Source organism: Methyloceanibacter sp., assembly GCF_050728395.1.
Taxonomy (GTDB): Bacteria; Pseudomonadota; Alphaproteobacteria; order Rhizobiales; family Methyloligellaceae; genus Methyloceanibacter.
In genome coordinates, this window is the sequence record NZ_JBOHJB010000015.1 from 1 (window position 1) to 25,721 (window position 25,721).

General features: G+C 63.3%; 28 protein-coding genes and 1 pseudogene. 15 read left to right on the top strand and 14 right to left on the bottom strand.

Going from position 1 to position 25,721, the window contains the following annotated elements:
- Nucleotides 1-381: pseudogene (gene metX / locus ACREC7_RS04320) on the bottom strand (homoserine O-acetyltransferase); the annotation flags it as partial.
- Nucleotides 382-587: 206 nt separating this feature from the next.
- On the opposite strand from metX, the gene hisC reads away from it, so the two are divergent.
- The 3 genes from hisC (at nt 588) to ACREC7_RS04335 (ending at nt 3,318) form a co-directional block, all read left to right on the top strand.
- Nucleotides 588-1,706, top strand: a complete 1,119-nt coding sequence (gene hisC / locus ACREC7_RS04325) for a histidinol-phosphate transaminase (protein ID WP_431554465.1) — start codon at nt 588-590, stop codon at nt 1,704-1,706.
- A complete protein-coding gene (locus ACREC7_RS04330) occupies nt 1,703-2,629 on the top strand; it encodes a prephenate/arogenate dehydrogenase family protein (RefSeq protein ID WP_431554466.1) in 927 nt (308 codons plus the stop codon). The genes hisC and ACREC7_RS04330 overlap by 4 nt, the downstream gene beginning before the upstream one ends.
- Nucleotides 2,630-2,784: 155 nt before the next feature.
- Entirely contained in the window at nt 2,785-3,318 is a 534-nt protein-coding gene (locus ACREC7_RS04335) for a gamma-glutamylcyclotransferase (protein ID WP_431554467.1), read from the top strand.
- A 134-nt stretch (nt 3,319-3,452) separates the two neighbouring features.
- Here ACREC7_RS04335 and ACREC7_RS04340 read toward each other — a convergent pair whose 3' ends face one another.
- On the bottom strand, nt 3,453-5,294 hold the full coding sequence (locus ACREC7_RS04340) for an ABC transporter transmembrane domain-containing protein (protein WP_431554468.1): 1,842 nt from the start codon (nt 5,292-5,294) through the stop codon (nt 3,453-3,455).
- A 142-nt stretch (nt 5,295-5,436) separates the two neighbouring features.
- Between ACREC7_RS04340 and rpmE the strand changes: the two genes are divergently transcribed.
- Nucleotides 5,437-5,658 (top strand): 50S ribosomal protein L31, encoded by a 222-nt coding sequence (gene rpmE / locus ACREC7_RS04345; protein WP_431554469.1) that lies wholly within the window; start codon nt 5,437-5,439, stop codon nt 5,656-5,658.
- A 4-nt stretch (nt 5,659-5,662) separates the two neighbouring features.
- On the opposite strand, the gene ACREC7_RS04350 is transcribed toward rpmE, so the two are convergent.
- Together ACREC7_RS04350 and ACREC7_RS04355 are read right to left on the bottom strand one after the other, a co-directional pair.
- Nucleotides 5,663-6,193 carry a DUF1465 family protein gene (locus ACREC7_RS04350; protein ID WP_431554470.1) on the bottom strand — a complete coding sequence of 177 codons (531 nt, stop codon included), beginning with the start codon at nt 6,191-6,193 and terminating at the stop codon, nt 5,663-5,665.
- A 268-nt stretch (nt 6,194-6,461) separates the two neighbouring features.
- The gene (locus ACREC7_RS04355) at nt 6,462-6,650 is read right to left on the bottom strand and encodes a DUF1192 domain-containing protein (protein WP_431554471.1); all 189 of its coding nucleotides are present in this window, start codon (nt 6,648-6,650) and stop codon (nt 6,462-6,464) included.
- 68 nt (nt 6,651-6,718) lie between these two features.
- Between ACREC7_RS04355 and ACREC7_RS04360 the strand changes: the two genes are divergently transcribed.
- From ACREC7_RS04360 to ACREC7_RS04385, 6 genes are all read left to right on the top strand, one after another.
- Nucleotides 6,719-7,714 (top strand): NAD(P)H-quinone oxidoreductase, encoded by a 996-nt coding sequence (locus ACREC7_RS04360; RefSeq protein ID WP_431554472.1) that lies wholly within the window; start codon nt 6,719-6,721, stop codon nt 7,712-7,714.
- 270 nt (nt 7,715-7,984) lie between these two features.
- A complete protein-coding gene (locus tag ACREC7_RS04365; protein ID WP_431554473.1) occupies nt 7,985-8,737 on the top strand; it encodes a DUF1013 domain-containing protein in 753 nt (250 codons plus the stop codon).
- Between the two features lie 292 nt (nt 8,738-9,029).
- Nucleotides 9,030-10,655: an acyl-CoA synthetase gene (locus ACREC7_RS04370; RefSeq protein WP_431554474.1), complete on the top strand. Its 1,626-nt coding sequence runs from the start codon at nt 9,030-9,032 to the stop codon at nt 10,653-10,655.
- A 107-nt stretch (nt 10,656-10,762) separates the two neighbouring features.
- Complete coding sequence (locus ACREC7_RS04375; protein ID WP_431554475.1) at nt 10,763-11,155, top strand: sugar 3,4-ketoisomerase; 393 nt, start codon at nt 10,763-10,765, stop codon at nt 11,153-11,155.
- Nucleotides 11,156-11,290: 135 nt separating this feature from the next.
- On the top strand, nt 11,291-11,668 hold the full coding sequence (locus ACREC7_RS04380; protein ID WP_431554476.1) for a DUF1622 domain-containing protein: 378 nt from the start codon (nt 11,291-11,293) through the stop codon (nt 11,666-11,668).
- Between the two features lie 243 nt (nt 11,669-11,911).
- Nucleotides 11,912-13,825, top strand: a complete 1,914-nt coding sequence (locus ACREC7_RS04385; protein WP_431554477.1) for a B12-binding domain-containing radical SAM protein — start codon at nt 11,912-11,914, stop codon at nt 13,823-13,825.
- A gap of 216 nt (nt 13,826-14,041) precedes the next feature.
- Here ACREC7_RS04385 and ACREC7_RS04390 read toward each other — a convergent pair whose 3' ends face one another.
- A complete protein-coding gene (locus ACREC7_RS04390) occupies nt 14,042-14,878 on the bottom strand; it encodes an SH3 domain-containing protein (RefSeq protein WP_431554478.1) in 837 nt (278 codons plus the stop codon).
- A 121-nt stretch (nt 14,879-14,999) separates the two neighbouring features.
- Nucleotides 15,000-16,502 (bottom strand): hypothetical protein, encoded by a 1,503-nt coding sequence (locus ACREC7_RS04395; protein WP_431554479.1) that lies wholly within the window; start codon nt 16,500-16,502, stop codon nt 15,000-15,002.
- Nucleotides 16,503-16,722: 220 nt separating this feature from the next.
- On the opposite strand from ACREC7_RS04395, the gene ACREC7_RS04400 reads away from it, so the two are divergent.
- The gene (locus tag ACREC7_RS04400; RefSeq protein ID WP_431554480.1) at nt 16,723-17,070 is read left to right on the top strand and encodes a TfoX/Sxy family protein; all 348 of its coding nucleotides are present in this window, start codon (nt 16,723-16,725) and stop codon (nt 17,068-17,070) included.
- A 2-nt stretch (nt 17,071-17,072) separates the two neighbouring features.
- On the opposite strand, the gene ACREC7_RS04405 is transcribed toward ACREC7_RS04400, so the two are convergent.
- Together ACREC7_RS04405 and ACREC7_RS04410 are read right to left on the bottom strand one after the other, a co-directional pair.
- The gene (locus tag ACREC7_RS04405; protein WP_431554481.1) at nt 17,073-17,435 is read right to left on the bottom strand and encodes a c-type cytochrome; all 363 of its coding nucleotides are present in this window, start codon (nt 17,433-17,435) and stop codon (nt 17,073-17,075) included.
- 185 nt (nt 17,436-17,620) lie between these two features.
- Nucleotides 17,621-17,797, bottom strand: a complete 177-nt coding sequence (locus tag ACREC7_RS04410; RefSeq protein WP_424390400.1) for a YdcH family protein — start codon at nt 17,795-17,797, stop codon at nt 17,621-17,623.
- Nucleotides 17,798-18,012: 215 nt separating this feature from the next.
- Between ACREC7_RS04410 and ACREC7_RS04415 the strand changes: the two genes are divergently transcribed.
- A complete protein-coding gene (locus ACREC7_RS04415) occupies nt 18,013-18,219 on the top strand; it encodes a YdcH family protein (RefSeq protein WP_424390399.1) in 207 nt (68 codons plus the stop codon).
- On the opposite strand, the gene ACREC7_RS04420 is transcribed toward ACREC7_RS04415, so the two are convergent.
- Nucleotides 18,216-18,602, bottom strand: a complete 387-nt coding sequence (locus ACREC7_RS04420) for a DUF4345 domain-containing protein (protein ID WP_431554482.1) — start codon at nt 18,600-18,602, stop codon at nt 18,216-18,218. The two genes, ACREC7_RS04415 and ACREC7_RS04420, sit on opposite strands and share 4 nt — an antisense overlap.
- A 167-nt stretch (nt 18,603-18,769) precedes the next feature.
- On the opposite strand from ACREC7_RS04420, the gene purE reads away from it, so the two are divergent.
- The 3 genes from purE (at nt 18,770) to rpsU (ending at nt 20,733) form a co-directional block, all read left to right on the top strand.
- Nucleotides 18,770-19,267, top strand: coding sequence for a 5-(carboxyamino)imidazole ribonucleotide mutase (gene purE, locus ACREC7_RS04425; RefSeq protein ID WP_431554483.1), 498 nt, complete (start codon nt 18,770-18,772; stop codon nt 19,265-19,267).
- The gene (locus ACREC7_RS04430; protein WP_431554484.1) at nt 19,260-20,360 is read left to right on the top strand and encodes a 5-(carboxyamino)imidazole ribonucleotide synthase; all 1,101 of its coding nucleotides are present in this window, start codon (nt 19,260-19,262) and stop codon (nt 20,358-20,360) included. Before purE ends, ACREC7_RS04430 begins: the two co-directional genes overlap by 8 nt.
- Before the next feature lie 130 nt (nt 20,361-20,490).
- A complete protein-coding gene (gene rpsU / locus ACREC7_RS04435; protein WP_431554485.1) occupies nt 20,491-20,733 on the top strand; it encodes a 30S ribosomal protein S21 in 243 nt (80 codons plus the stop codon).
- A gap of 181 nt (nt 20,734-20,914) precedes the next feature.
- Here rpsU and ACREC7_RS04440 read toward each other — a convergent pair whose 3' ends face one another.
- The 5 genes from ACREC7_RS04440 to ACREC7_RS04460 all read right to left on the bottom strand — a co-directional run bounded on the left by ACREC7_RS04440 (nt 20,915) and on the right by ACREC7_RS04460 (nt 25,697).
- Nucleotides 20,915-21,772: an alpha/beta hydrolase gene (locus tag ACREC7_RS04440; RefSeq protein ID WP_431554486.1), complete on the bottom strand. Its 858-nt coding sequence runs from the start codon at nt 21,770-21,772 to the stop codon at nt 20,915-20,917.
- A 434-nt stretch (nt 21,773-22,206) separates the two neighbouring features.
- Nucleotides 22,207-23,601, bottom strand: coding sequence for an NAD(P)(+) transhydrogenase (Re/Si-specific) subunit beta (locus ACREC7_RS04445; RefSeq protein ID WP_431554487.1), 1,395 nt, complete (start codon nt 23,599-23,601; stop codon nt 22,207-22,209).
- 184 nt (nt 23,602-23,785) lie between these two features.
- Nucleotides 23,786-24,196 carry a proton-translocating transhydrogenase family protein gene (locus ACREC7_RS04450; protein ID WP_431554488.1) on the bottom strand — a complete coding sequence of 137 codons (411 nt, stop codon included), beginning with the start codon at nt 24,194-24,196 and terminating at the stop codon, nt 23,786-23,788.
- A complete protein-coding gene (locus ACREC7_RS04455) occupies nt 24,193-25,437 on the bottom strand; it encodes a Re/Si-specific NAD(P)(+) transhydrogenase subunit alpha (RefSeq protein WP_431554489.1) in 1,245 nt (414 codons plus the stop codon). The genes ACREC7_RS04450 and ACREC7_RS04455 overlap by 4 nt, the downstream gene beginning before the upstream one ends.
- 116 nt (nt 25,438-25,553) lie before the next feature.
- Complete coding sequence (locus tag ACREC7_RS04460) at nt 25,554-25,697, bottom strand: aa3-type cytochrome c oxidase subunit IV (RefSeq protein ID WP_431554490.1); 144 nt, start codon at nt 25,695-25,697, stop codon at nt 25,554-25,556.
- Between the last annotated feature and the right edge of the window lie 24 nt (nt 25,698-25,721).

The following is a 25,721-nucleotide window of genomic DNA, read 5'->3' on the forward strand; positions in this document are numbered from 1 at the left end:
TGGATTGATCGAACTTGGCCCGGTCGAGCCCATGCAGCCTCCGATCACATTGGGGCAGAGCACGAAATAGCGGTCGGTATCGATCGGCTTGCCGGGACCGACCATGGTCTCCCACCAGCCTGGCTTGCCGGTGACCGGATGGACATTGGCCACGTGCTGATCGCCGGTCAGCGCGTGACAGACGAGCACGAGGTTCGACTTGTCGGCGTTCAGCGTGCCGTAGGTCTGATAAGCGATGGAGAAGGGCGCGAGCTTCTCCCCGCAATCGAGCGGCAACGGCTCGTGCTCACCGAAATGGACGATCCGGCTCTCAGGATTGGCGACCTGCGCAAGCCGAACGGAATGGTCCAGAACGGTTTGCGACGCCGGCGCTTCACTCATCGCTCTTGATCCAAGGCTCCATTCCGTCTGGAGGGCATTATGCCTGCTAATTTGACAATTCGGCGTTAGCTAGGAGCTTAAGGCCGAAAGTCAATCTTTTCTTTGCCTTGGGCAAAGGAAAGGTCCTATGAGAGGCCCCGCGCCAGCGGAAGCCAAGGCCGCGCGCGAGCGCAAGCAAAAGCGGCTGATCGCACCAGGAGAGCGAAATGACGGCGAAGCGGGCCTTGCGCCCCCGGCAAGGCATTCTCGACATTGCGCCCTATGTGCCGGGGAAAAGCGCGCTCGCAGGCGGCGGACCGGCGATCAAGCTCTCCTCCAACGAGACGCCATTCGGCCCCTCCCCGCGCGCCGTCGAGGCCTACCTCGCCGCCGCCAAGACCCTGTCGCGCTACCCCGACGGCTCGGCGCGGTCCTTGCGCGAGGCAATCGCCAAGCTCTACGGGCTCGATCCCGCGCGCATCGTCTGCGGCGCCGGCTCCGACGAGTTGCTCAACCTGCTCGCCACGGCGTATCTCGGCCCAGGTGACGAAGCCATCTACTCGCGCCACGGCTTTCTCGTGTACCGCATCGTCATCCTGGCGAGAGGCGCCACGCCCGTGGTCGCGCCGGAGAAGGACCTCACCGCCGATGTCGATGAGATCCTGGCCCGCGCGACGCCTGCCACGCGCATGGTCTACCTCGCCAACCCCAACAATCCGACCGGGACCTATCTCACCTTCGACGAGGTCAAGCGCCTGCGCGCGGGGCTTCCCGACGATGTCCTGCTCGTGCTCGACGCGGCTTACGCCGAATATGTGCGCGCCAACGACTATGAATCTGGGATCGAGCTTGTCGCCACCACAAGCAACACGGTGATGACCCGCACCTTCTCCAAGATCTATGGTCTCGCCTCGCTCCGTATCGGCTGGGCGTATTGCCCCGACGCCGTCGCCGACGCGCTGAACCGCATCAGGGGCCCGTTCAATGTGTCGGGCCCGGCCATCGCCACAGGCGTCGCGTCGCTCGAAGACCGGGCGCACATGCAGCGCGCGGCCGACCACAACGAGATCTGGCGCGGGCGCATGACCGAGGACCTCGCAGCGCTCGGCCTCGCCATCACGCCAAGTGCTGCGAATTTTCTCCTCGTCCATTTTCCGCGCGCCAATGGACACTCGGCGGTCGACGCCGACACTTTCCTCCAGTCGCGGCGGATCATCTTGCGCCGGGTCGAGGAATACGGCTTTGCCGATGCGCTGCGCATGACCATCGGCACCGAGGATGAAAATCTCGCCGTGCTCGATGCGCTCAAGTCCTTCATGGGCGCTTCAGGTGCCAAGCGCCTATGACCGAGCCTTTGTTCGACACCATTGCCGTCGTCGGGCTCGGGCTGATCGGCTCCTCGGTTGCCCGCGGTGTCAAGGCTCGCGGGCTCGCCCGCCGCGTCGTCGGCTACGACTCTTCGACACAGGTGCATAACCGCGCCAAGGAACTCGGTTTTTGCGATCGCGTCGCCAACACCCCGGCTGAAGCGGTGAAGGACGCCGAGTTCGTGCTGATCGCCGTGCCGGTCGGCGCCACCGCCGATGCGGTCAAGTCAGTCGCGCCGCATCTCCGCCAAGGTGCCATCGTCACCGAGGTCGGCTCGGTCAAGGCTGCGGTCATCCGCCAGGTGCTGGCCGTGCTTCCGGGCCAGGCCGTATTCGTTCCGGGCCACCCGATCGCCGGCACCGAGCATTCGGGCCCAGACGCCGGCTTCGCCGAGCTGTTCGACGGCCGCTGGACCATCCTCACCCCCTGCGAGCGGAGCAACGAGGCCGCGGTCGCGAAGGTCGCCGCGCTGTGGCGCGGGCTCGGCTCGGCCGTGGAGACCATGACGCCTGAGCACCACGACATCGTGCTCGCCATCACCAGCCACATTCCGCATCTGATCGCCTTCAACATTGTCGGCACCGCCGCCGACGTCGAGGAGGTCACCCAATCCGAGGTGATCAAATTCTCCGCCGGCGGCTTCCGCGACTTCACCCGCATCGCCGCGTCAGATCCTGTGATGTGGCGCGACGTGTTCCTGAACAACAAGGAGGCGGTGCTGGAGATGCTTGGCCGCTTCTCCGAGGACTTGGCGGCGCTCCAGCGCATGATCCGCTGGGACGACGGCACGGCGCTGCTCGAGCTGTTCACCCGCACCAGGGCCATCCGCCGCGGCATCATCGAGGCTGGGCAGGACACGCAAGAGGCCGATTTCGGCCGCCCTCACGGGCATGAGGACTAGCGGCTGAGTGGCGTCGGTTCGCAACAGACAACAAGAATTCCTCGTCATTGCCGGGCTTGACCCGGCAATCCATTCCATTGGCGCGGTCACGGAATGGATGCCCGGATCAAGTCCGGGCATGACGAGGTTCTTCGGAAAGAGCTCCGGTAAGAACGATGGCTGAGCTTTGGGTGTTCGGCTATGGCTCGCTGATGTGGCGGCCTGGCTTTCCCTTCAGCGAGACCGCACCGGCGCTGCTCAAAGGGGCGCACCGCGCGCTCTGCGTCTATTCCGTGGTGCATCGCGGCACCCACGCCCAGCCTGGGCTGGTGCTTGGCCTCGACCGCGGCGGCGCCTGCCGCGGCGCCGCCTTCCGCGTAGCCGCCGGAGCTGAGGACGAAACGGTCGCTTATTTGCGTGAGCGCGAGCAAGTCACCGACGTCTATGTCGAGGCGGTGCGGCCGATACGTCTGCTCGACGGCTCAGGTCGCGTGCTTAAAGCCCTCACCTATCTCGTCGATCGCACCCACGACCAATATGCCGGCGAACTTTCGCTCGAGGAGCAGCTGCGCATCGTCCACGGCGGCAAGGGTCAGGCCGGGGGCAATGTCGAATATGTGATGAAAACGCTCCGCCATCTCGAGGAGACCGGTGTGCACGATCCGCTGCTTGCGAGCATCGCCGCGCATCTTACCGAACCAGAGGCGTAGTCAAATCTATCCGACCGTCATTGCCGGGCTTGACCCGGCAATCCATTCCACTCGCCCTTCAGCCTGAGAAGGCCAACGGAATGGATGCCCGGATCAAGTCCGGGCATGACGAGGTGGTTGGATTGGATTTCGCCTTAAGCCGCGTCGGTGGCGAATTGCAGCTCTGCGAGCCGCGCATAGATGCCGCCATTGCCAAGCAGGCTCTGATGCGTGCCCTCCTCCACCAGTTGCCCCTGATCGAGGACGAGGATGCGGTCGGCGCGCGTGACCGTGGCGAGGCGGTGGGCAATGACGAGCGTGGTGCGGCCGACCATGATGGCGTCGAGAGCCCGCTGCACCAGCGTCTCGCTCTCCGAGTCGAGCGCACTCGTCGCCTCGTCGAGCAACAGGATCGGCGCATCGCGCAGCACGGCGCGGGCAATGGCGATACGCTGGCGCTGGCCGGCGGAAAGCGTCACACCCCCCTCCCCCAGCATGGTGTCGTAGCCATGCGGCAGGCCCACGATGAAGTCATGGGCGAAGGCCGCGCGCGCCGCCTTCTCGATCTCGCTCCGGCTCGCTTCGCCGACGCCATAGCCGATATTGGCGGCGACCGTGTCGGCGAACAGCGCGGGCTCCTGCGGCACGACGGCGAAGCGCGAGCGGAGCTCGTGAAGATCGGCCTGATTGACGGGCACGCCGTCGACGCTCACCGTTCCCTGTTGCGGATCGTAGAAGCGGAGCAGAAGCGCAAAGATCGTGGTCTTGCCGGCGCCCGAGGGGCCGACAATGGCCACGCGCTCGCCCGACTTCGCCCCGAACGATACGCCGTTGAGCGCGCTGATCGCAGGTCGCGTCGGATAGTGAAACGTGACCTCGCGGAAGGCAATTTCGCCGCGCGGCGGCTCGGGCAGCGGAACCGGCCGCGGCGGCGATTTGATCGCCGACTGCGCCGAAAGCAGCTCGCCGAGCCGCTCCGCAGCGCCTGCCGCCTGGTTTATCTCTCCCCAGACTTCGCTGAGCTCGCCGGTGGCGGCAGCGGCAAACACGGCGTAGAGCACGAACTGCCCGAGCCTGCCGCCGGTCATGGTGCCGGCGAGCACGTCCTGGGCGCCGTACCACAGGATGCCGACGACGGAGGCAAAGACGAGAAAGATGGCAAGCGCGGTGAGCCCGGCGCGGGCTTTGGTGCGGGCTTTGGCTGCCGCGAAGGCGCGCTCGACTGCGCCGGAAAATCTCGCGGCTGCCGCCCGCTCGTGGGTGAAGGCTTGCAGCACCCTCACCTGGCTCAAGCTTTCGCTCGCATAGGCCGAAGCGTGCGCAAGGCTGTCTTGCGCCTCGCGGGAGAGCGAGCGGACCGCGCGGCCATAGGCGACCAGCGGCAGCACGATGACCGGAATGGCGATCAGCACGAGCAATGACAGTTTCGGGCTGGTGACGATCATCATGGCCACGGCGCCAACCAGGATGACGAGGTTGCGCAGGGCCTGGCTGATGGTAGTGCTCGCCGCCGCCTTGATTTGCGTGGTGTCGGCGGTGAGCCGCGACATCACCTCGCCCGAATGCGCCGTTTCGTAGAAGGCCGGGCTCAGACCGGTGAGGTGTTTGAAGATGTCGGCGCGGATATCGGCGACGACGCGCTCGCCGAGCCAGTTCACGCAATAGAAGCGGGCGGCGCTGGCGAGCGCGAGGACGAGGCCGACGCCAAGCAGGGTTGCGAAATATTTGTCGACGAGACCCGGCTCGACCCCGCTGAAGCCGACATCGATCATGCGCCGCACGGCAAGCGGCACGGCAAGCGTTGCCGCGGCCGAGACGATGAGGGCGGCAAGCGCCGCCGCGATCATGCCCCGGTAGCGCAGAACATAGGGTTTGAGGGCCAGCAACGGGCGGAGCGACGCACGCCCGTCCTTGACCTCGCCCGCCGGGGCTGAAGCAGGCAAGGGATGCAGGTCCGGGCCGTCTGGCTTTGCGGTCACGGGCGGGGGTATCCTCATTCTCGATGGGAATGTACGGAAGGAGGCTCAAGAGCGAAAGATTAAAGGTCCGCGCCCTTCCGGCGCAGCCTTGTGCGCGTGGCGAACTTCCGTTATAGGCTCGTCCCCAACGTAACCAGCGCAATTTCCAAGGCAAAACGCCATGAAAAAGGATATCCACCCCGACTATCACCGCATCAAAGTGGTGATGACCGATGGCACCGAGTTCGTCACCTATTCGACCTACGGGGCGGAAGGCGAAACGCTGAAGCTCGACATCGATTCCAGGACGCACCCGGCCTGGACCGGCGGCGGCCAGCACCTCATCGACCGCGGCGGCAGGCTCACCCGCTTCAAGCGGAAATACGAAGGCTTCCTCAAATAGACCGCTAGTCTGGGTCGGTGCCGAAGGCTGCGCGCAAGCGCGACAGCTGCGTGCTCAAGGGGTGATCGGCGTCTTCCACGATAGGCGCCTGCTCGAGCCCGAGCATCTGGTCGAGGCGGACGATGCGTTGCTGCAGCTTGATGCTCTCCGCGACCAGCTCTTTCAGCCGGGGCGGAAGCGCGCTGAAATCCCGGGTCGGCTGATCGCTTCCCTTGCCCGGAAGCTTGATCTTGCGCTGCTCCTCGAGTGCCTGCTCGAGCGTCAGCTCTCCCTCGCTCACCGCGCGCCTGATCAGAAGCCAGGAGGCGAGCTGCATGAGCCGCGTGGTCAGCCGCATGCTCTCGGTGGCATAAGCGAGCGAATGCGGCGGCTGCAGTTTGCGCGCCTCCTTTCGTCCGTCGCCGTCGAGATAGGTGGCTGCCGCCTCGACGAGCGCCATGCCCTCGCGAAAGACGATTTTGAACTGGTCTGATTGCGCAAATTTCGCGCCGAACGAAACGGTGACGCCGTCACCGCGCCTGGACTTCCCCGCCATCGGCTACTCCCTCAACGCCCGTGCCCACGGCATATGCTGCCCACGCGGCAAACTCGTCCGCATGGCGAAAGACACGTTAGACCGGCGATTGGGGCAAAAAAAGAGCCGCCATGCGGCGGCTCAGGAAGTTAACAGGGAGGCGTCAAACAGAGTGGACAGGCCACTCACATCCAGAGGACTGGATGGCTGAAAACCTAGCGCAAAGCTCCTAATAACGAGTTAACGCTAAGGTCCGATTTACCTAAAGAAAGGGAGTTAGCAAGAATGGTTAACGCTTGAAGGCGGCGTCCGCGGCGCTCAGCGAAGCCTGCTTGGCCCCACGCGCACCCTCTACCCGGGCAATCTCCGCTTTGAGCGTCTCGACGAGCTCGGCGAGCTCGCCCAAGGAGAGTTTGCTCAAATCCTGGCCAAGCTCGTAGGCCTTCTTTTTCTTCGGTTCGAGATCGTCGAGGTCCATGGCCTATCTTAACATCATCTCCATTGCTGCTCTAATCCCTACACGTCATCGCCGGAGAGAGAGCGTCCATGCTGCCTGAGACCATCACCGTCATTGAAGCGAGGGGCCACGGCGGACCGGAAGTGCTCGTGCCGGCGACGCGTCCCGTGCCGGTCCCCGGTCCTGGAGAGGTGCTGATCGAGGTCAAGGCCGCCGGCATCAATCGCCCTGACGTGCTTCAGCGTCTGGGCGTCTATCCTCCGCCGAAAGGCGCCTCCGATCTTCTCGGCCTCGAAGTCGCGGGGCACGTGGTTGCCCGCGGTCCCGGCGCCACGCGGTACAAGGAAGGTGACGAGGTTTGCGCGCTGACCAATGGCGGCGGTTATGCCGAGTTCTGCGTTGCACCCGAAAGCGCGACGCTGCCGGTGCCCGGAGGCCTCTCACTGGTCGAGGCGGCGGCATTGCCGGAAACCGTGTTCACCGTGTGGCATAATGTGTTCGAGCGGGCGGCGCTCAAGCCCGGGGAGTGGTTGCTCGTGCACGGCGGAGCAAGCGGCATCGGTACCACGGCCATTCAACTTGGGCACCTGCTCGGCGCCAAGGTGATCGCCACCGCCGGCACCGCGGAGAAGGTGCGGGCCTGCGAGGAGCTTGGCGCCGTTCGCGCCATCAACTACCGCGCCGAAGATTTCGTCGAGGTGATGAAGCAGGTCACCGCAGGCCATGGCGCCGACGTGATCCTCGACATGGTCGGCGGCGACTATATCGAGCGGGACCTGCGCGCGGCGGCGCTTGACGGGCGCATCGTGCAGATCGCTTTCCTGGAAGGATCCAAGGTCGAGCTCGATCTGATGCGGCTGATGATGCGGCGCCTGACGCTGACCGGCTCGACGCTGCGCGCCCAGAGTGCCGAGGCCAAGGCGCGCATGGCCCGCGCCATCGAGGAGAACGTCTGGCCGCTGATCGCCGAAGGCAAGTTCAAGCCGGTGATCGACTCGACCTTCCCCCTCACCAATGCCGCGGCGGCGCACGCCCGCATCGACGACCCCGATCATATCGGCAAGATCGTGCTGGTGATCGACTAGTGGCCTATAGTTCGAGACGCGGACGTGCGTCCGCTCCTCACCATAAGGAACTGAGGCCCTCATCCTGAGGAGGGCCGAAGGCCCGTCTCGAAGGATGAGGAGGGCCGGGGGCCGTCTCGAAGGATGAGGCCTTTTCGCGATCCGGAAGCATTTGCCTAACGAAGCGCCAGCCCCTATATACAGCCCCTCCCCTTCATGTGACTCTGGCTCGCTCTCGTGGCCTTTTAGGGGTCGAGAGACCGCCCTTTTCTTACAGGTATCGCAAGACCTATGGACCGTACCCCGCTCATGCCCAAGGCGACCGCCGTGTGGCTGGTCGACAACACATCGCTCACCTTCGAGCAGATCGCCGAGTTCTGCGGCCTGCACGTGCTCGAAGTGAAGGGCATCGCTGATGGCGACGTGGCCCATGGCATCAAGGGCATGGACCCCATCTCGTCGGGCCAATTGACCCGGGACGCGATCGCCAAGGCGGAGAAGGACAGCTCCTACCGCCTGAAGCTCGCCGAGCCCAAGGTGGAAGTGCCGGAGGTCAAGACCAAGCGCGGCCCCCGCTATACGCCGGTGTCCCGCCGTCAGGACCGGCCGAATGCTATTCTCTGGCTTCTGAAAAATCACCCTGAGCTCAAGGACTCCCAGATCATGCGCCTCGTCGGCACCACCAAGCCGACGATCATCGCCATCCGCGAGCGGTCGCATTGGAATTCTGTCAGCCTTGTCGCCCAGGATCCGGTGGCGCTCAGCCTCTGCTCGCAGATCGACCTCGATGCCGAGGTCAAGAAGGCGGCGTCGAGACTCGCCCGCGAGCGCCATGAGGTCGAAGCCGTCGAGCCTCCCAAGGCCGGTACCCTCATCCCGGCCGAGGAGACCATTGCCGCGGCACCACCTCCACAGCCTGAGCCGTCGATGGCGACTGCGCTTGCGCAAGAGGCGCGCGAAGCCATGGCCGCACCGGAAGAGGAGGAAGACGTTCCCGACGCCGATTCGGTGTTCGCCAAGCTGAAAGACCTCAAGCGCGACTAGGCAGGGCTAGGCGCCGATCCGTTGCCTCGCCAGCCTCGGGGTTTTGATCAGGATCAAAGCCCCGGCACCCTCCATCCCCGACTCTTGCACCTCCGAGGCAATGACGAGGTGCGCCATGAGCACTGGGGAAATTCTCTATCTGGCGTTGGTCGTGTTCGCTGGGGCGGCTTTTGCGGTCACCCTCGCCTACTATTCCAGACGCTGAATCTGTCACCCCTCCTCCACGAGGGGAATTGATCGGAGGGCTCAAGCTTCGCTAGGGTGCAGGAAGGAAACGTACCCAAGGCGGGCCATGACGAGCCCCTACGACACCGATCTCGGCAAGAACGCCGCCAACTACCAGCCGCTGACCCCGCTTGTGTTTCTCGAGCGGTCCGCCAGCGCGTTCCCCGATCATCCGGCCATCATCCACGGCAAGCGGCGCTATTCCTATGCCGAGTTCTACGCCCGTTCCCGTAGGCTGGCCTCGGCCCTGGCCGGAAGCGGCATCGGCAAGGACGACACCGTTTCTGTGATGCTCGCCAACACCCCGGCCATGCTCGAGGCCCATTACGGCGTGCCCATGACCGGCGCGGTGCTGCATTCCATCAACACGCGGCTCGATCCCCCCGTCATCGCCTTCATGCTCGATCACGCCGACGCCAAGCTTCTCATCATCGACACCGAGTTTGCCCCGGCGATCAAGGCGGCGCTCGCGCAGACGCAGGTGCAGCCGATCGTCGTCAATTATCGCGACCTTGAATGCGGTGTCGAGGGGATGCGCATTGGCGACCTCGACTACGAGGAGTTTATCGCCGGCGGCGATCCCGACTATGCCTGGGACATGCCGAGCGATGAGTGGAACGCCATCTCGCTCAATTATACGAGCGGCACCACCGGCAATCCCAAAGGGGTCGTCTACCACCATCGCGGCGCGGCGCTGATGTGCTACGCCAACACCATCGCCACCGGCATGGGTCTGCATTCGGTGTATCTGTGGACGCTGCCGATGTTCCACTGCAACGGCTGGTGCTTTCCCTGGTCGCTGTCGATGATTGCCGGCACCCATGTCTGCCTGCGCAGCGTGCGGGCGAAGCCGATGTACGACGCGATCGCCGATCACAAGGTGACGCATCTCTCCGGAGCGCCCTTCGTCATGTCCGCCCTGCTCAACGCTACCGAAGAGGAGCGGCGGAATTTCAATCATCGCGTGGCCTTCAACCACGCCGCCGCCCCGCCGCCTGAAGCCGTGCTCGGCGCCATGGCGGAAGCAGGCTTCGAGCTCACTCACCTCTACGGGCTCACCGAGACCTATGGGCCTGCGACCATCAATGAGTGGCACGAGGAATGGGACACGCTGCCGCCGGAGGAGCGCCTGTCGAAGCGGGCGCGCCAAGGCGTGCGCTACGTGGCGCTCGAAGGCCTCGACGTGATGGACCCGCAAACCATGCAACAGGTCGAGGCTGACGGAGAGACGCTCGGCGAAGTCATGTTCCGCGGCAACATCGTGATGAAGGGGTACCTCAAGAACAGACGCGCCACCAAGGAAGCCTTCGCCGGAGGCTGGTTCCATTCCGGCGATCTCGGCGTGCTCCACCCCGACGGCTATATCCAGCTCAAAGACCGCTCGAAGGACATCATCATCTCCGGCGGTGAGAACATCTCCTCCATCGAGGTCGAGGACGTTCTCTACAAGCACCCGGCCGTCGCCGCCGCCGCCGTGGTGGCGAGGCCCGACGCCAAATGGGGCGAGACGCCTTGCGCCTTCATCGAGAAGCGGCCAGGAGCCGAGGTCACCGAGGCCGAGATCATCGACTACTGCAAGAAGAAGCTCGCCCGCTTCAAATGCCCGAGCCGGGTGGTGTTCACCGAGCTGCCCAAGACCTCGACCGGCAAGATCCAGAAGTTCAAGCTGCGCGATATGGCGAAAACGGCGTAAGGCTTGCCGCGCGCTCTTCGAGCTGCTTCCTTCAATACATGGTGGAGACTCTTGCCCTCGGCGATGGCAGAATGCCGCTTGGCGTTGGCAAGGAGCTTTAGTCGCGCATGGCGATCCGCGGCCTGAAATTCGTGAACATCCAGCAGCACTCCGACGCGCGCGGAAACATGCGCATCGTCGAGGTTGACGGTGGCTTGCCCTTCGTGCCGGTGCGGAGCTTCATCATCTCCGATGTGCCGACCGGCAAGACCCGCGCCGGACACGCCGTCTCCTGCGACGAGCTGCTCATCGTCGCGCAAGGCTCCTGCCTGATCACGGCGCGGACCGCCGCCGGCCTCGAGGAGCACCGCCTTACCCCGGAGACCGGCGCCGTGCATCTCGGGCCAGGCACCTGGCTGATGCTGAGCGAGTTCGAGCCTGGAACGATCCTGGTCACCTACGCCTCTGAGCGATACGCGGAAACGCGGTTCTTCGAGGATTACGTCGACATGGATCGCTGACCGGGCGCGTGCCGCTTCCCTGCGACGGCGGCCCTCGCTTTGCTTGTGGTCAAGCCATAGCTCTCCCTTGCGGGCCCTAGGCTACGCGTTTCACAATGTGGCGGCAGGGTCGACGCCATACTGGAGTGGGGGGGCTTGGACACGGCGCTCGAGCAGCACTTCAATCTGATCGCGAGCTACGTGGCTCTCGCCATCGAGTGCGGCGCGGTGTTCGTCGTCGCCTTCGGCGCGTTGCAGGCCATGGCCGCCCTATTGAAGGCGATCGCCAACGGCCAAGCGACGGGCTTGGAAGGACGCCAAATCTGGCTCCGATTCGCCACCTGGATCCTGCTCGGGCTCGAATTTGCGCTTGCCGCCGACATCTTGCGCACGGCAGTGGCGCCGACCTGGGACGACATCTCAAAGCTCGCCGTCATCGCCACCATCCGCACCATGCTCAACTACTTTCTTGCCAAGGACATCATGGCCTTCGACAAGGGCCAAGAAGCTGGCTCGCAAGGGAGCGCAATCTAGGCAAAAACGGCGGACTAGGGCGCCGTTAATCAGTTGGACGCTTAAGCGAATATGTGGTTCAGTCCCGTGACGTGACATGCGGGCGCGAGAGCCGAAGACGCTGGAATTGCGTCAGGTTGCGCGGGTTTCGGGGGTTTCAAAGGCAAGGCTGGCGGAGTTTGGCTCTGCCGTAATGGCCGGCTGGATCGCGGGGGCTAACCCCTTCACCCCGAAATTTGGGCGCCCTCAAACTGGGGCCGATAAATGCTGAGCAACGCACGGGATAAGCGGTTTCAGCTGATCCTCATCAAGCCGTCGCATTACGACGCCGACGGCTATGTCGTGCAATGGCTCCGCTCGACCATGCCCTCGAACTCGCTCGCCGCCGTCTACGCCTTGGCCTGCGGTGCCGCCGAGCGCGGCATTCTTGGCCCTGACCTTCCCATCGACGTGATTGCCATCGATGAGACCAACGCCAGGGTGCGGCCGGACAGGCTCGCCGAGCGCATCGCGAGCCATGGCGGGCTCGGCCTGGTGGGCTTTGTCGGCGTCCAGTCGAACGAGTTTCCCCGGACGCTTGACCTGGCCCGAGCGTTCCGCGCCAAAGGCGTGCAGGTGATGATCGGCGGCTTCCACGTCTCGGGCTGCCTTGCCATGCTGAAAGAGACGCAAGTAGACATCAAGGTCGCCCAGGACCTCGGCATCTCGATCTTCGCCGGCGAGGCCGAGGAAGGTTTCGACGAGGTGTTCCTCGACGCTGCCAAGGGCGAGCTCAAGCCGCTCTATAACCATATGAAGAAGGAGCTGCCCGGCATCGGCGACGTGCCCTCGCCGCCGTTCCTTCCCGTCGATTTCGTCAAGCGCACGGTCGGCAATGTCACGAGCTTCGACGCTGGACGCGGCTGTCCCTTCCAATGCTCGTTCTGCACCATCATCAATGTGCAAGGGCGCAAGTCGCGCTACCGCTCGCCCGATTCGATCGAGCAGATCCTGCGCATGAACTGGGCGCAAGGGGTGAAGCGCTTCTTCATCACCGACGACAATTTCGCCCGCAACAAGGATTGGGAAGCGATCTACGACCGCATCATCAAATTGCGTGAAGAGGACGGCATGGACGTCCGCTTCATGATCCAGGTCGACACGCTTTGCCACAAGATCCCGAACTTCATCGAGAAATCGCGCCGCGCCGGCGTCACCCGCGTATTCATCGGGCTGGAGAACATCAACCCGGCGAATTTGATCGCGGCCAAGAAGCGGCAGAACAAGATCACCGAGTACCGCAAGATGCTGCTCGAATGGAAGCGGGTCGGCATCATGACCTTCGCCGGCTACATTCTCGGCTTCCCCAACGACACGCCCGAGTCGATCCGCCACGACCTCGAGATCATCAAGAAGGAGCTGCCGCTCGACGCGCTCGAGTTTTTCGTGCTGACGCCGCTGCCTGGCTCCGAGGACCACAAGATCCTGTTCGAGAAGAATGTCTGGATGGACCCGGACATGAACAAATACGAGCTCGAGCACGTGGTCACGGCTCACGCCAAGATGACCAAGGAAGAGTGGCAAGATGCTTACCGAACGGCCTGGGAGATCTTCTATACCGACGAGCATCTGGAGACGATCATGCGGCGCGCCGCCGCCACCGGCATCAACGTCCGCTCGCTCATGCCGGTGCTGATGTGGTTCTCGAGCGCGATGAAGATCGAGAATCTGCACCCCCTGCAATGGGGCATTTTCCGCGTCAAATACCGCAAGGACCGGCGCCCGGGATTCCCTGCTCAATCGCCGCTGTCGTTCTACGCGGGCTACGCCGCCGAGACCGCGGCGAAGGCTGCCAAGCTCGTGCGGCGCTGGCTGCATCTCAAGAGAATCCTGCGCAAGATCGAGGCTGATCCCGCCGCCAAGCTCTATCAGGACGAGGCTCTCATTCCCGTCACCGAGGAAGACGCCGAGCACATGGAGCTCTACACCCAGAGCGAGTCGATCCGCGCCGCCGTTAAGCACGAGCGTCGCGTGGCCGGCCACCACGCGAACGGCCATCAGGGAAATGGCCATGCCGCGAATGGGCAGAACGGCAATGGGCTAGGCGATGCCGGCCATCACGATGCAGCGCATCAAGACGCCGGCCATCATGATCACACCCGCGAGCCACGGCCAGGCATTGTCCCGCCAGCGGCTTAAGGCAACGGCCTCCCCAACCTAATCCACATTCGTCATGGCCGGGCTTAGCCTGCCCTCGGGCTACGACCCGAGGGTCCCGGCCATACACGTCTTCTTGTCATGCCCGCGAAGGCGGGCATCCAGTATTCGCTGGTCTCGCAGTGCTATCGAAGGTGGTGGCTACTGGATCGCCCGGTCGAGCCGGGCGATGACAAAAATCCTGGAAGGCCGCAGCGACTACCAGCCGCCAAGCGCGCGGCGCAGGAAATTGCCGAACTCGCCGCCTGGTCTCCGCCAAGGCGGTGGCGGCTGGCCGTATGGATACCCCTCCTCGGCATAGCGATTATAGGGATCGAAGGGGCGCTGATCGGCGCCGTATCCCGGGCGCCCGCCAGGGCCCGCGCCAGGGCCTTCGGCGATGGCCGAGGATTCAACCCAGCCCGCAGCGCCGCTATTGGCATCCTGCACCTGCACCCAGCCGGGTTGGCGCGAGATCACCCGCACCTGCCAGCCTGAGGGAAGCGCATAGATCAGCGCCGCCTGCATCGACGGCTCCGACCGCATGTCGGCGGTGCCGGCGACGACATGGGCCCATTGGTCCACCTCGTGCTGCCCCTCACCGGCGTCAGGACCCAGGGCATCTTGCTGCTGCACGCCGTCAGGGATCGGCGCGCTGTCGGGCGAGGATGTGTCCGGCTCTGGCTGGTCTTCAGACGGCTGATCGGTTTCGGCCGAGCGCTGCTCGGAATTCGGCGCAGGATTGAGCGCGGCGGAATCGCTGTTGGCGGTCTCTGGAGCTGAGGGCTTCGCCGGGCTCGGCGCAGCCGCAGGCTTTTTCGGCTCGATGGCGGCGGTCTTCTGCTGGTCGGCCGAAGGCTTGGCGGGCTTGGCGTCGGCTGCTGCGACGCTGTCCTTTAGGCATTTCGCGTCGGTTGCCGCGGCGACTGTGGCGGCCTTGGCCTTGTCGGGGGCGCTCGAGCCGCCGCCCAACACTGCGTGGGCGAGAAATACTGTGCTGCCGGCATAGAGCACGGCGCCCACCAGCCACAGCGTCAAGATCAGCCTATTTTGCATGCTCGAGACCTCCGCGCCGGCCTCTCCGGCCAGCCTTGATTCGGTCGCTCCAGTTAAGCAGGAATGCCCGAAACAGACGTTAATTGACATGCCAAAATGGCAACACCGTGGGAGCCAGTGCCTAGATTCTGGGTGGCTCACAGCCTTTCGACTTACGTGCTTTAGCCTTGATCGCTCTACGCTTATGTCTATTTGGTCGACTTGCGGACGTGCTTTCGCCGGCGTGGTCAATATCGGGAAATTCCTTGCCTCGAATTGCGTACTCTTCAAAGTTTCCCTCGCGGACAATCAAAAATTCCTCTTGTTGCTGTCTCAAGCTTTCCAGGAATTCATCAGTCCATTCTGAAACCTCAGCAACAATCAAATCTTCAGAAGAACCAGTCCTTGAGCCCGGTCTTGGGGCCGGTTCGGTCGCTATTCCAACCACCCGCTCCAAATGCCGATACCGCTCCAAGAACGTGAATGCATAGGCTTCGAGCATGGTCCGACGACCGAGCCGATATTGCTCGTAGCCTCCATCCAGCTCGGTCTTCGGCAACGACAACGTCATAAAAAAGAAGCCCGTCTCAGGGCGGGCGCTCGTTGGCGGAGGGATGAACGCCCTTGTGTATCTGACGGCGTTCGTCCCTTTTTGGAGTACGTCGAGTATTCCATCCCCGTATGGCCTTCGGAGGTAGCGGGGTACAAGTGCCATATGGCGGATAGCTTGTTCGTGCTGACGTATATCAAAGGGCGCACCATCCGGAACGATGGTTGTCCCCGCCAACATATGATTGGTAAAGGCCTCAATCAGACGGTCCCAGACATATGATGGTTCATCCGCCTTCCTTTTCGCGATGTATTGCGGATGTGCTCGTAGGTCCGAGTAGCACGTGGAGATCACTATAGAGTCATTATTCCTTAGCGCAGCGCCGTCGGGTCGGGTGAAGGCGTGTTCCCCTTCTGAATTCACATGCGTCATGTAGTACGCCAAAAGATCTTCCTCACCATCAGCAGCAACAAGGTGACCCGACCTAACTAGCGCCTCCTTCTTTGTGAGGTAGTCCGTGAAATCCGCGACGGTATCCAGTTCGCGCATCACAACATCGAACGTTGCATCGTCGAAGACGTGCACGAACGAGGAGGCGGGAGAGATATCTCCGATAGCGAAGGGAATAAATCCGGCCTCTCTTAGATGATCGTCAGCCTTCAGATCAGGACAGATCATCAAGCTGCCGGAACCCCCGCCAAAGAATTCTTGGCAAGCCCGTCCAGCGCCAAGGGCTACAACGACTCCGTGAAATTTGCGCCTGTTCCTCGGCGGTAATTGCAATGGAAGTAGTTGCGTGCATCGCCGATCAAGGAAGATCCTGTCTGGGAACTGGTCAATCCACCTAGCAGCGCCCTGAACCTGCTGCGCCGACTTCAGCACGGCACGTTTGAACCACCGCCGCCAAGCCAAACCGACATCGTCGATCTTGGGCCAAGCAACAGTCTTGTCGCTGAAGACCAAGACGTGGTCACCACAAACAACCAGCAGATCGCATAGCTCTTTCCCATCGCCACGCGCACCAGTTCGCTTATCGATGAACACATTGGGATAGCACCACAAATTTAGGAAAGTGCGGTCGGCCAAGTTGGCCAAGTATCGCTCTGAGGGAGTTATTCCCGGGCTTCTAACTATCGACGTCATTGTTGAGATCTGGCGAACTCCGCCGGCCCCTTTGAGGAGACCAGCTTGTTTGGTTGGCTATTTGACTTCGTCCCGCTGCCAATTCGGGTGCTGCGGCGAGATTGGGGGTACATTCAAATAGGATTACACCGTTTGGATTTTAAGTTCTGGCGCATCAGATCAGTCTTGTCCCATGCCGGTCAGCCCCGCCTACAAGACTTTCATTCAGGATCTGCTTGCGGATTTCGGGCCGGTCAGCATCCGCCGCATGTTCGGCGGCGCCGGCGTCTATGCCGACGGGGTGATGTTCGCCATCCTCGCAGAGGACACCCTCTATCTCAAAGCCGACGAGGTTTCGGCGCGTGCCTTCGCCGCCGAAGGGAAAGGCCCTTTCACCTATCGCCCGAAAGGCCGCGGCCCGGTCGCGTTGTCCTATTGGGAGGTTCCGGAACGGCTCCTCGACGACCCCGACGAGCTTGTGGCTTGGGCGCGGCGGGCGCACGCGGTCGCGCTTGCCGCCAAGGCCGAGAAAGGGCGCTGACCCTATTGCGCCTGGATGCTCTGCAGATATTCGATGAGCGCCTCGACGTCGTGCGGACCGAACACGAAGATCGGCATGTCGGGGTGCCCTGAGACGATCCCTTCGGCAAGCGATTCGGCGAGGTCCTCGATCGGATAGTTCTTGGCCAGGGTGCGGAAGGGCGGCGCTTCCTTGTGAGGGCTGTCGCCCTCCTTGCCGATCGCGTGGCAGCGCGAGCAGTTCTCCCTGACCAGCACTTCGCCCTTGTCGATGAGGGTCTTCTCGGCGGCATTGGCGGAGAGGGTCGCGACGAGAAGAGCCACGCTCGCCGTGAGCCCCGTCTTGACCACGCTCCACGCTGCTTCGCCGATGCTCCGTGCCGGCACCGCCCGAATCCTCTCCATTGATGTTCAATGATGAGGTGTTCCCGCGGCGGGCTCATTGACCTTGGTCAAATCGGCGCTCGCCTACCCGCAAAAATGGGCGCTCTCCGCGCAGGCGCATGCGCGGGAGATCGCCACGTGATTGCTTGCTACTTCGAGTCCCTCGTTAGGCGGGGCTTGTTCCCGCCCTAATGGCTCATCTGATGCTTGAGCCGCTCGATTTCATCCTTGAGACGCAGCTTTTGGCGTTTCAGCTCAGTGATCTTGAGATCGTCGGCCGTCGGCCGGCTCATCTCTTCCTCGATTTTCCGATCCAGTTGACGATGCTTTTCAGACAACTCCACGAGATGTGCGTCGAGCGCCATATTCAGACCTCCGACTCAGTTGGTCCAGGGCTGGTTATTGTGACAAATCGGAGACGATTTGTCTAATGTCCACGCCCGTGTCAGGGCGTCGCTCCGGCCCACTTCGGGCCCGTGCGCCAACCCGCGCAACCCCATGCTACAAGCCTTGCGCGGTCTGGGATTCGCCGTGATACTTTGCCGGTCCCCTCAAGGCACAACGAGGAGCTGGGGCGTCCATGGAGAGCGAGGAGATTCGCGAGCTCCGGGCGACGTTGCTCAAGCTCAAGCAAGAGCACCGCGATCTCGACAGCGCCATCAACGCGTTGGAGGAATCGGGCCGCGCCGATCAGCTTCAGCTCAAGCGGTTGAAAAAGAAAAAACTGTTCCTCAAGGACGAGATCGCCCGCATCGAGGACCAGCTTCTGCCCGACATCATCGCCTAGCTTCGAGCTTTCCGCCGCTCACGGGAGAGCACCGCGAGACCCCAAATACCGATCGCAAGCTCAACGGCGAGATAGAGCAGCAATATGCGGCTCGGCATGCCGTCAACGACGATACTGAGAATCCGCCCGATCGCGAGCGAAAAGGCGAAGAACACCGCCCAGATCACCGCGACATGCCGCCAGGACGGCGTGAACGCGGCGATGACGCAGAAGGTGGACATGCCGAGATAGAGGCACATCAGGGCACGAAAGATGTGGGTTTGGTCGACCCCCTCGACCGTGATGTTCATGAACTTCGGAAGTATGACGGCCGGATCGACGCCGTAGCTGAGCGCCACGGGAACGAGGATCGCCGCGGCGACCAATAGAAAGAGCTTCATCATGCGCTGTTTCCCCCCGGAAATGCCGATTTCAGCCGGCTTATCGCCAGCTATTGTGAGGCAACAGCGGCCGCCGCTCCAGGTCCAATCTCCTTGCCAAGTCCCACGCAACCCTATAAATCCCCCGCTTTTCGCGCAGCCTAGGCACCCTCCCAAGACATGAGCCTGACATGAGCGATGAGAAGCCCGGCGTCGGCATCATCATGGGCAGCAAATCCGACTGGCCGACCCTGAAGGCCGCGGCCGCCGTGCTCGACGCGCTGCGCGTGCCCTACGAAACCCGCATCGTCTCGGCCCATCGTACCCCAAAGCGCCTCTATGATTACGCCACGAGCGCGCGGGAACGGGGGTTGAAGGTGATCATTGCCGGGGCCGGAGGCGCTGCCCACCTGCCAGGCATGACCGCCTCGATGACCGAGCTGCCCGTGCTTGGCGTGCCGATCGAGAGCCGGTCGCTCAAGGGCCTCGACAGCCTGCTCTCCATCGCCCAGATGCCTGCCGGCGTTCCGGTGGGGACGCTCGCCATCGGCGCGGCCGGCGCCGCCAATGCCGGCCTGCTGGCGGCGCAGATTCTCGCCCTCTCCGATCATGCGCTCGCCACCCGGGTCATGGCCTGGCGCGCGGCACAAACCGACGGCGTAGCCGAGGCGCCTGAGGATAATGCCTGAAGCCCTCTCTCCGGGAAGCATCATCGGTATCCTGGGCGGCGGCCAGCTCGGCCGCATGCTGGCGCTCGCCGCGGCGCGGCTTGGGCTCAAGAGCCACATCTATTCCGATGAGCCTGATGTGCCGGCCTTCGACGTGTCGGCGTTCTCGACGGTCGGATCGTTCGCCGACGAGGCATCGCTCGGCGCCTTTGCCTCGAGCGTCGACGTGGTCACCTGCGAGTTCGAGAACGTGCCGGCCCGCGCGCTTGAGATCGCTGGGAACAAGGCGCCGGTCCATCCCCCCGCCAAAGCCTTCGCCGTGGCCCAGGACCGGCTCGTGGAGAAGGACTTCATGCGCGCCCTCGGCATCCCGGTCGCCGACTATGCCGACGTGCATGACGAGCAGAGCCTGCGCGATGCATTGGCGCATGTGCGGCTGCCGGCGATCCTGAAGACGCGGCGCTTCGGCTATGACGGCAAGGGGCAGGCGCTCGTCCGCAACGAGGCGGAAGCCTTGGCGGCTCTGACGGAGCTGCGCGGGCAACCCGCCCTCATCGAACGCCTGGTCGCCTTCGAGCGTGAGATTTCCGTCCTCGTGGTGCGCGGGCAGGACGGCGCGCTCAAATTCTACGATCCGGTCGAGAACGTGCACCAGAACGGCATCCTTGCCGTCAGCCGCGTTCCGGCCCGCATCGACGCCGGTTGCGTCCTCGAGGCACGGCGCATCGCCGGAACCGTCGCCGAAGCGCTTGGCCATGTCGGCGTCTTGTGCGTGGAGATGTTTCAGCGCGAGGGTGAAGCTCCTCGGGGCGAAGCCTCCCGCCTTCTCGTCAATGAGATCGCGCCGAGGGTGCACAATTCAGGCCATTGGACCATCGACGCCTGCCTCGTGAGCCAATTCGAGAACCATATCAGGGCGATAGCCGGCTGGCCGCTCGGCGAAACCGCGCGCCACAGCGATGCGGTGATGACCAATCTGATCGGCGCCGACGTCGAGCGCTGGCGCGAGTTGGCGTGCGAGGAGGGCGTGGCGGTGCATCTCTACGGCAAGGCCGCGGCGAGGCCAGGCCGCAAGATGGGCCACTTCACCAGGTTATTGCCCAAGAGTTCATGACACGGCATCGCTGGACAATCGGCGGCTCTTTTGTTAGAGCAGTCGTGGATTCGGAACCTTTGGTTCCGGCCAGGGTTGGCTTTTGCCAGTCCCAAATTTCCTCAACCCTCTGAAACGGAGAGTGACGCGCGTGCAGGTCGTCGTTCGCGATAACAATGTGGATCAGGCCCTCAGGGCGCTGAAGAAAAAGATGCAGCGCGAAGGCATCTTCCGCGAGATGAAGCTCCGCAACTACTACGAAAAGCCGTCCGAGAAGCGCGCTCGCGAGAAGGCCGAGGCCATCCGCCGGGCCCGCAAGCTCGCCCGCAAGAAGGCTCAGCGCGAGGGCCTCGTTTCGGCAAGGCCGCGCACGCCCACCCGCGCTCCGCGCTAAGGCGCTCTGCATTTCAATAAATGGAATGTCATTGCCCGGCTTGACCGGGCAATCCAGTAATCACCGCACTTTCACGATGATCGCAGGGGCTACTGGATTCCCGCCTCCGCGGGAATGACAAGACGTGAATGGCCGGGACTGCGCCCGGCCATGACGTATCGATTGTGGTCTTAGGTCTGGGCTACGAGGCCAACGCCACCTGCTCGACATAGACCGGCCGGACGACCGCAGGGCGCAGAACCGGCTCGCGCGTGTCGAGAAACGCCGTGACCTTCCCCCAGGCGCCGTGGTCGAACAGATCGTTGTGATCGCCGCGACGGAGAATGGCCAGCGTCTTTGGCTCGTTGGCCGCAGCATAGACCTGGCGTGCCTGCGCCACCGGGATCATGCTGTCGCGGGCGCCATGCACGATGAGCAGCGGCACCTTGACCGAGCCGATGCGGTCGATGGTGCGGTACTGATCGGTCATCACCAGGCGAAGCGGCAGGAACCACCAGACTTGGCGGCCGACATCGACCACCGAGGTGAAGGGCGCTTCCAGCACCAGGGCCTTCACCGGGCGCAGCAGAGCAAGCCGGGTGGCGACGCCGGTGCCGAGCGATTCACCATATGCCACGATATTGCGGGGTGAAACGCCAAGCTCCTCTTCCAGATAGGCGTGGGCTGCGACGGCATCAGCGATATTGTTGGCCTCGGTCGGCCAGCCGCCGGAACCGCCGAAGCGGCGGTAGTTGAGCATGAACACGCCATAGCCGCTCGCCGCGATCGCCTCGATTTTGCGGGCACGATTGGCGGTCGAACCGCTTTGGCCGGTGAAATAAAGCAGCGTGGGCTTGCCGCGCCGCGCCGGCAGATACCAGGCGATCAGCTTGACGCCGCCTCTGCCCTCGAAGGTGATCTCTTCCACCTCGGCGAGGCCAACATCCTTGGGCGCGTAGCGCTTCTTGTCGGGCATGTACAGAAAGTAGCGATGCAGCACCCAGGCGCCGAAACATATCAGCGCGTAGGTCCCGAGAAGTGAGAGCAAGAGATTCAACATGGCGCGATCAAAGCCTTTCCATTAATTCCTGCAAGAGTCATGCTCTTTTTATGGTTTCCTCTCTGAACCGAACTTGAACATGGCGTTCAGCAATACGATGACAACGGCTCATCACCCACGCCGGTGAGCCGCGTCATCCCCAATTTTCGATGGAGTCAGAACGCCAAGCCGTCGGGTCGAGCCGCCAGACCGGCTAAGTCTTGCCGGTCGCGCCTCGTCTTAGCTGCGCAGGCCTGAAAGAGCCTGTGCGATTTGTCACTTAGTCCACGCAAAATGTGCTCGTAGCCTCGTGCTGGCGATGGGGGGAAGCCCCTTGAACCGGGGGTCAAACACACGGTCAATACGGCCATGGCGTGACCTCAATCCGGCAAAAAAGGGAATAAATCAAATAGGTTAAGGAGTTCGGCCGTTTTTGCCGGGAAGCCTGAGCGGCCCTACAGCGCCTTGGCGATCTCCTCGGTCATCTTTTTCGCGTCGCCGAGCGCCATCATGGTGTTGTCGCGGTAGAACAGCGGGTTGTCGATGCCGGCATAGCCGCTCGCCAGCGACCGCTTGTTGAAGATGACGGTGCCGGCCTTCCACACCTGCAAGACCGGCATGCCGTAGATCGGCGATGAAGGATCGTCCTCTGCGGCCGGATTGGTCACGTCGTTGGCGCCGATCACGTAAGCCACGTCGGTTTGCGCAAATTCGCTGTTGATGTCCTCGAGCTCGAACACCTCGTCATAGGGCACGTTGGCTTCGGCGAGCAGCACGTTCATGTGCCCCGGCATGCGGCCCGCCACCGGATGGATGGCATATTTCACCTCGACGCCGGCCGCCTTCAGCTTGTCGGCCATCTCGCGCAAGGCATGCTGTGCCTGCGCCACGGCCATGCCGTAGCCGGGCACGATGATCACCTTGCTCGCATTCTTCATGAGATAGGCGGCATCCTCGGCCGAGCCGAGCTTGACCGGCCTCTGCTCTGCGCCCGCCGTAGGCCCCGCCACCTCGCCGCCAAACCCACCGAGGATCACGTTGAGGAAGGAGCGGTTCATCCCCTTGCACATGATGTAGGAGAGGATGGCGCCGGACGAGCCGACCAGCGCGCCGGTCACGATCAGCGCGGTGTTGCCGAGAGTGAAGCCGATGCCCGCTGCCGCCCACCCCGAATAGGAGTTGAGCATGGAGATGACCACCGGCATGTCGGCACCGCCGATCGGAACGATGATCAGCACCCCGAGCAGGTAGGACAGGAGCGCGATCGCCCAGAAATAGAAGGCCGTCTGCTCGCGGTAGAACATCACGATGCAGAACACGAGCAGAAGCGCGAGCGCGATGTTGATGGCATGGCGCGCCGGCAACAGGATCGGCTTGCCCGACATGCGCCCCGAAAGCTTGAGGAAGGCGATCACCGAGCCTGAGAAGGTGATGGCGCCGATGGCAGCTCCCAACGACATCTCGATCAGGCTTGCTTTGTGGATGTCGCCGGGGGTGCCGATGCCGAAGGCCTCGGGCGCGTAGAAGGCCGCGGCGGCAACCAGCACCGCCGCCATGCCGACCAGCGAGTGAAAGGCGGCGACCAGCTCCGGCATCGCCGTCATCGGGATGCGCCGCGCGATAAACGCGCCGACGCCGCCGCCGATGGCGATGCCGCCCAAGATCATGCCCCAGGTCATGGGATCCGATGGGCGCGCCACGGCAAGCGTTGTGGCGACCGCAATCGCCATGCCGGTCATGCCGAGATAATTGCCGCGGCGCGAGGTCTCGGGCGACGACAGCCCGCGCAGAGCCAGGATGAACAGGACGCCGGCGACGAGATAGAGCAGCGCCACGAGATCCGACGGCATCAGCGAGCCCCCCGCTCCCCCCTTGTGGGGGAGCACGCGCGCTCACTTGAGTGCGCGGAGGGGGGTATGCAGCGAGTCCGTTTTCGAACCCCCCTCCCTATCCCTCCCCCACAAGGGTGGAGGGGAGAGCCAGTTGCAACGCCGGCCCGGTTCAACAGCGCTTGCGGCAAGACCATCGAGACACTCATTTCTTTTTCTTCTGGTACATGCCGAGCATGCGCTGGGTGACGAGGAAGCCGCCGAAAATATTGACGCTGGCCATGATAAGCGCGGCGAAGCCCAACAGCTTCGCCGTCCAGCCTTGCGCGGAAACTCCACCCACCGCCTCGACGCTGACCGCGAGCAGCGCTCCGACCACGATCACCGATGAGATGGCGTTGGTCACGCTCATCAAAGGCGTATGCAGCGCCGGCGTCACGCTCCACACCACGTAATAGCCGACGAAGATCGCCAGCACGAAAATCGAGAAGAATGAGATGAAGCTGTGGCCGCCTTCGGCGCCCTCCTTGGCCAAGGCTTCCGTCGCCGGCAGCGTCAGCAAGAAGACGAAGACCGCCAAACTGACAAGGCTGGTCGCCAAGCTCCGCAACCTCATGACTTGCCTCCTCTCGGTTTCGCCTCGGCGGCTCCGTTGCCGTTCGTCTTGGGTCTTGAAGTCGGTTTGGGCTTGGCGGGTTTTCCGGTCGGCGTCGCCGCAGCGCCGGCCCGCCCGGCAATCATTGCGTTCACGATGGCGCCGTCCTTGGCGATCAGCGTGCCCTTGACCAGCTCGTCGTCCCAATTGACGGCAAGCGCCCCGGTTTTCTTGTCGATCATCGGCTCGATGAAGGCGACCAGGTTGCGGGCATAGAGGCTCGACGCATTCACCGGGATGGCGCCTGGAAGATTGGGCTTGCCCATGATGCGCACGCCATTGTGCTCAACCACTTCTCCAGCCTTGGCGAGCTCGGCATTGCCGCCGCGCTCAACGGCAAGATCGACGATGATTGAGCCTGGGCGCATGCTTTCGATCATGGCCTTGGAGAGGAGCTTCGGCGCCGGGCGCCCGGGGATCAGCGCCGTGGTGATGACGATGTCTTGCGTCTTGACGTGCTCGGCCACGAGCGCCGCCTGCTTCTTCTTGTATTCGTCGGACATCTCCTTGGCGTAGCCGGCAGCGGTCTCTGCCTGCTTGAACTCCTCATCCTCGACCGCGATGAATTTGGCGCCGAGCGAGGCCACTTGCTCCTTGACCGCAGGGCGCACATCGGTCGCGGTGACGATGGCGCCGAGCCGCCGGGCCGTGGCGATGGCCTGGAGCCCCGCCACGCCCACGCCCATGACAAACACGCGCGCCGCAGGCACGGTGCCGGCCGCGGTCATCATCATCGGCAGTGCCCGCTCGAAGAGGGCCGCGGCATCGACCACGGCCTTGTAGCCGGCAAGATTGGCCTGGCTCGACAGCACGTCCATGCTCTGCGCCCGGCTGATACGCGGCATCAATTCCATGGCGAACAGCGAGGCGCCGGTCTTGGCAAGCGCCTGCAAGCCGTCTTCGTCCGAATAAGGATCGAGCATGGCGACCAGCATGGCGCCTTGTTTCATGGCTTTGACCAGCGGGAGCGGCGGCCGCCGCACGGTGAGCACGATATCGGCGTCCTTGACCGCGTCGGCATCGGTCGCGACGATCTCGGCGCCGGCGTCCTTGTACTCCTGGTCGGGGAAATGTGAGCGAAGCCCGGCGCCCGAGCTGATCAGCACCTTCGCCCCAAGCTTGACGAACTTCTTCGCGGTTTCGGGACTGAGCCCGATGCGCGGCTCGTCGGCGCTTTCGGCGGGCACGCCAATGATGATCATCGTGACTCCGTCAGCGGGCTCGCCGCCGGTGCTTCAAGCGCTTGCGCGTAAGGTCCCAAGTCGAATGGCTGGCGGCGGGATCGCGCCACCCTCAAGGCGGGGAGGTCTGAGCCCGGTTAGACCACGAACACGGCCATAAGCGCCATGAGGACGGCAACGCCGACGATCGTGCAGAGCGCGAGTTTGAGGAACAGTTTGTAGGTCTTCTGATGCTCGGCGTAGTCCATCGCCGGATTGCATTCGGCTGGATCGATATGCATTCCACTCCCCTTGTGCTTTCAATG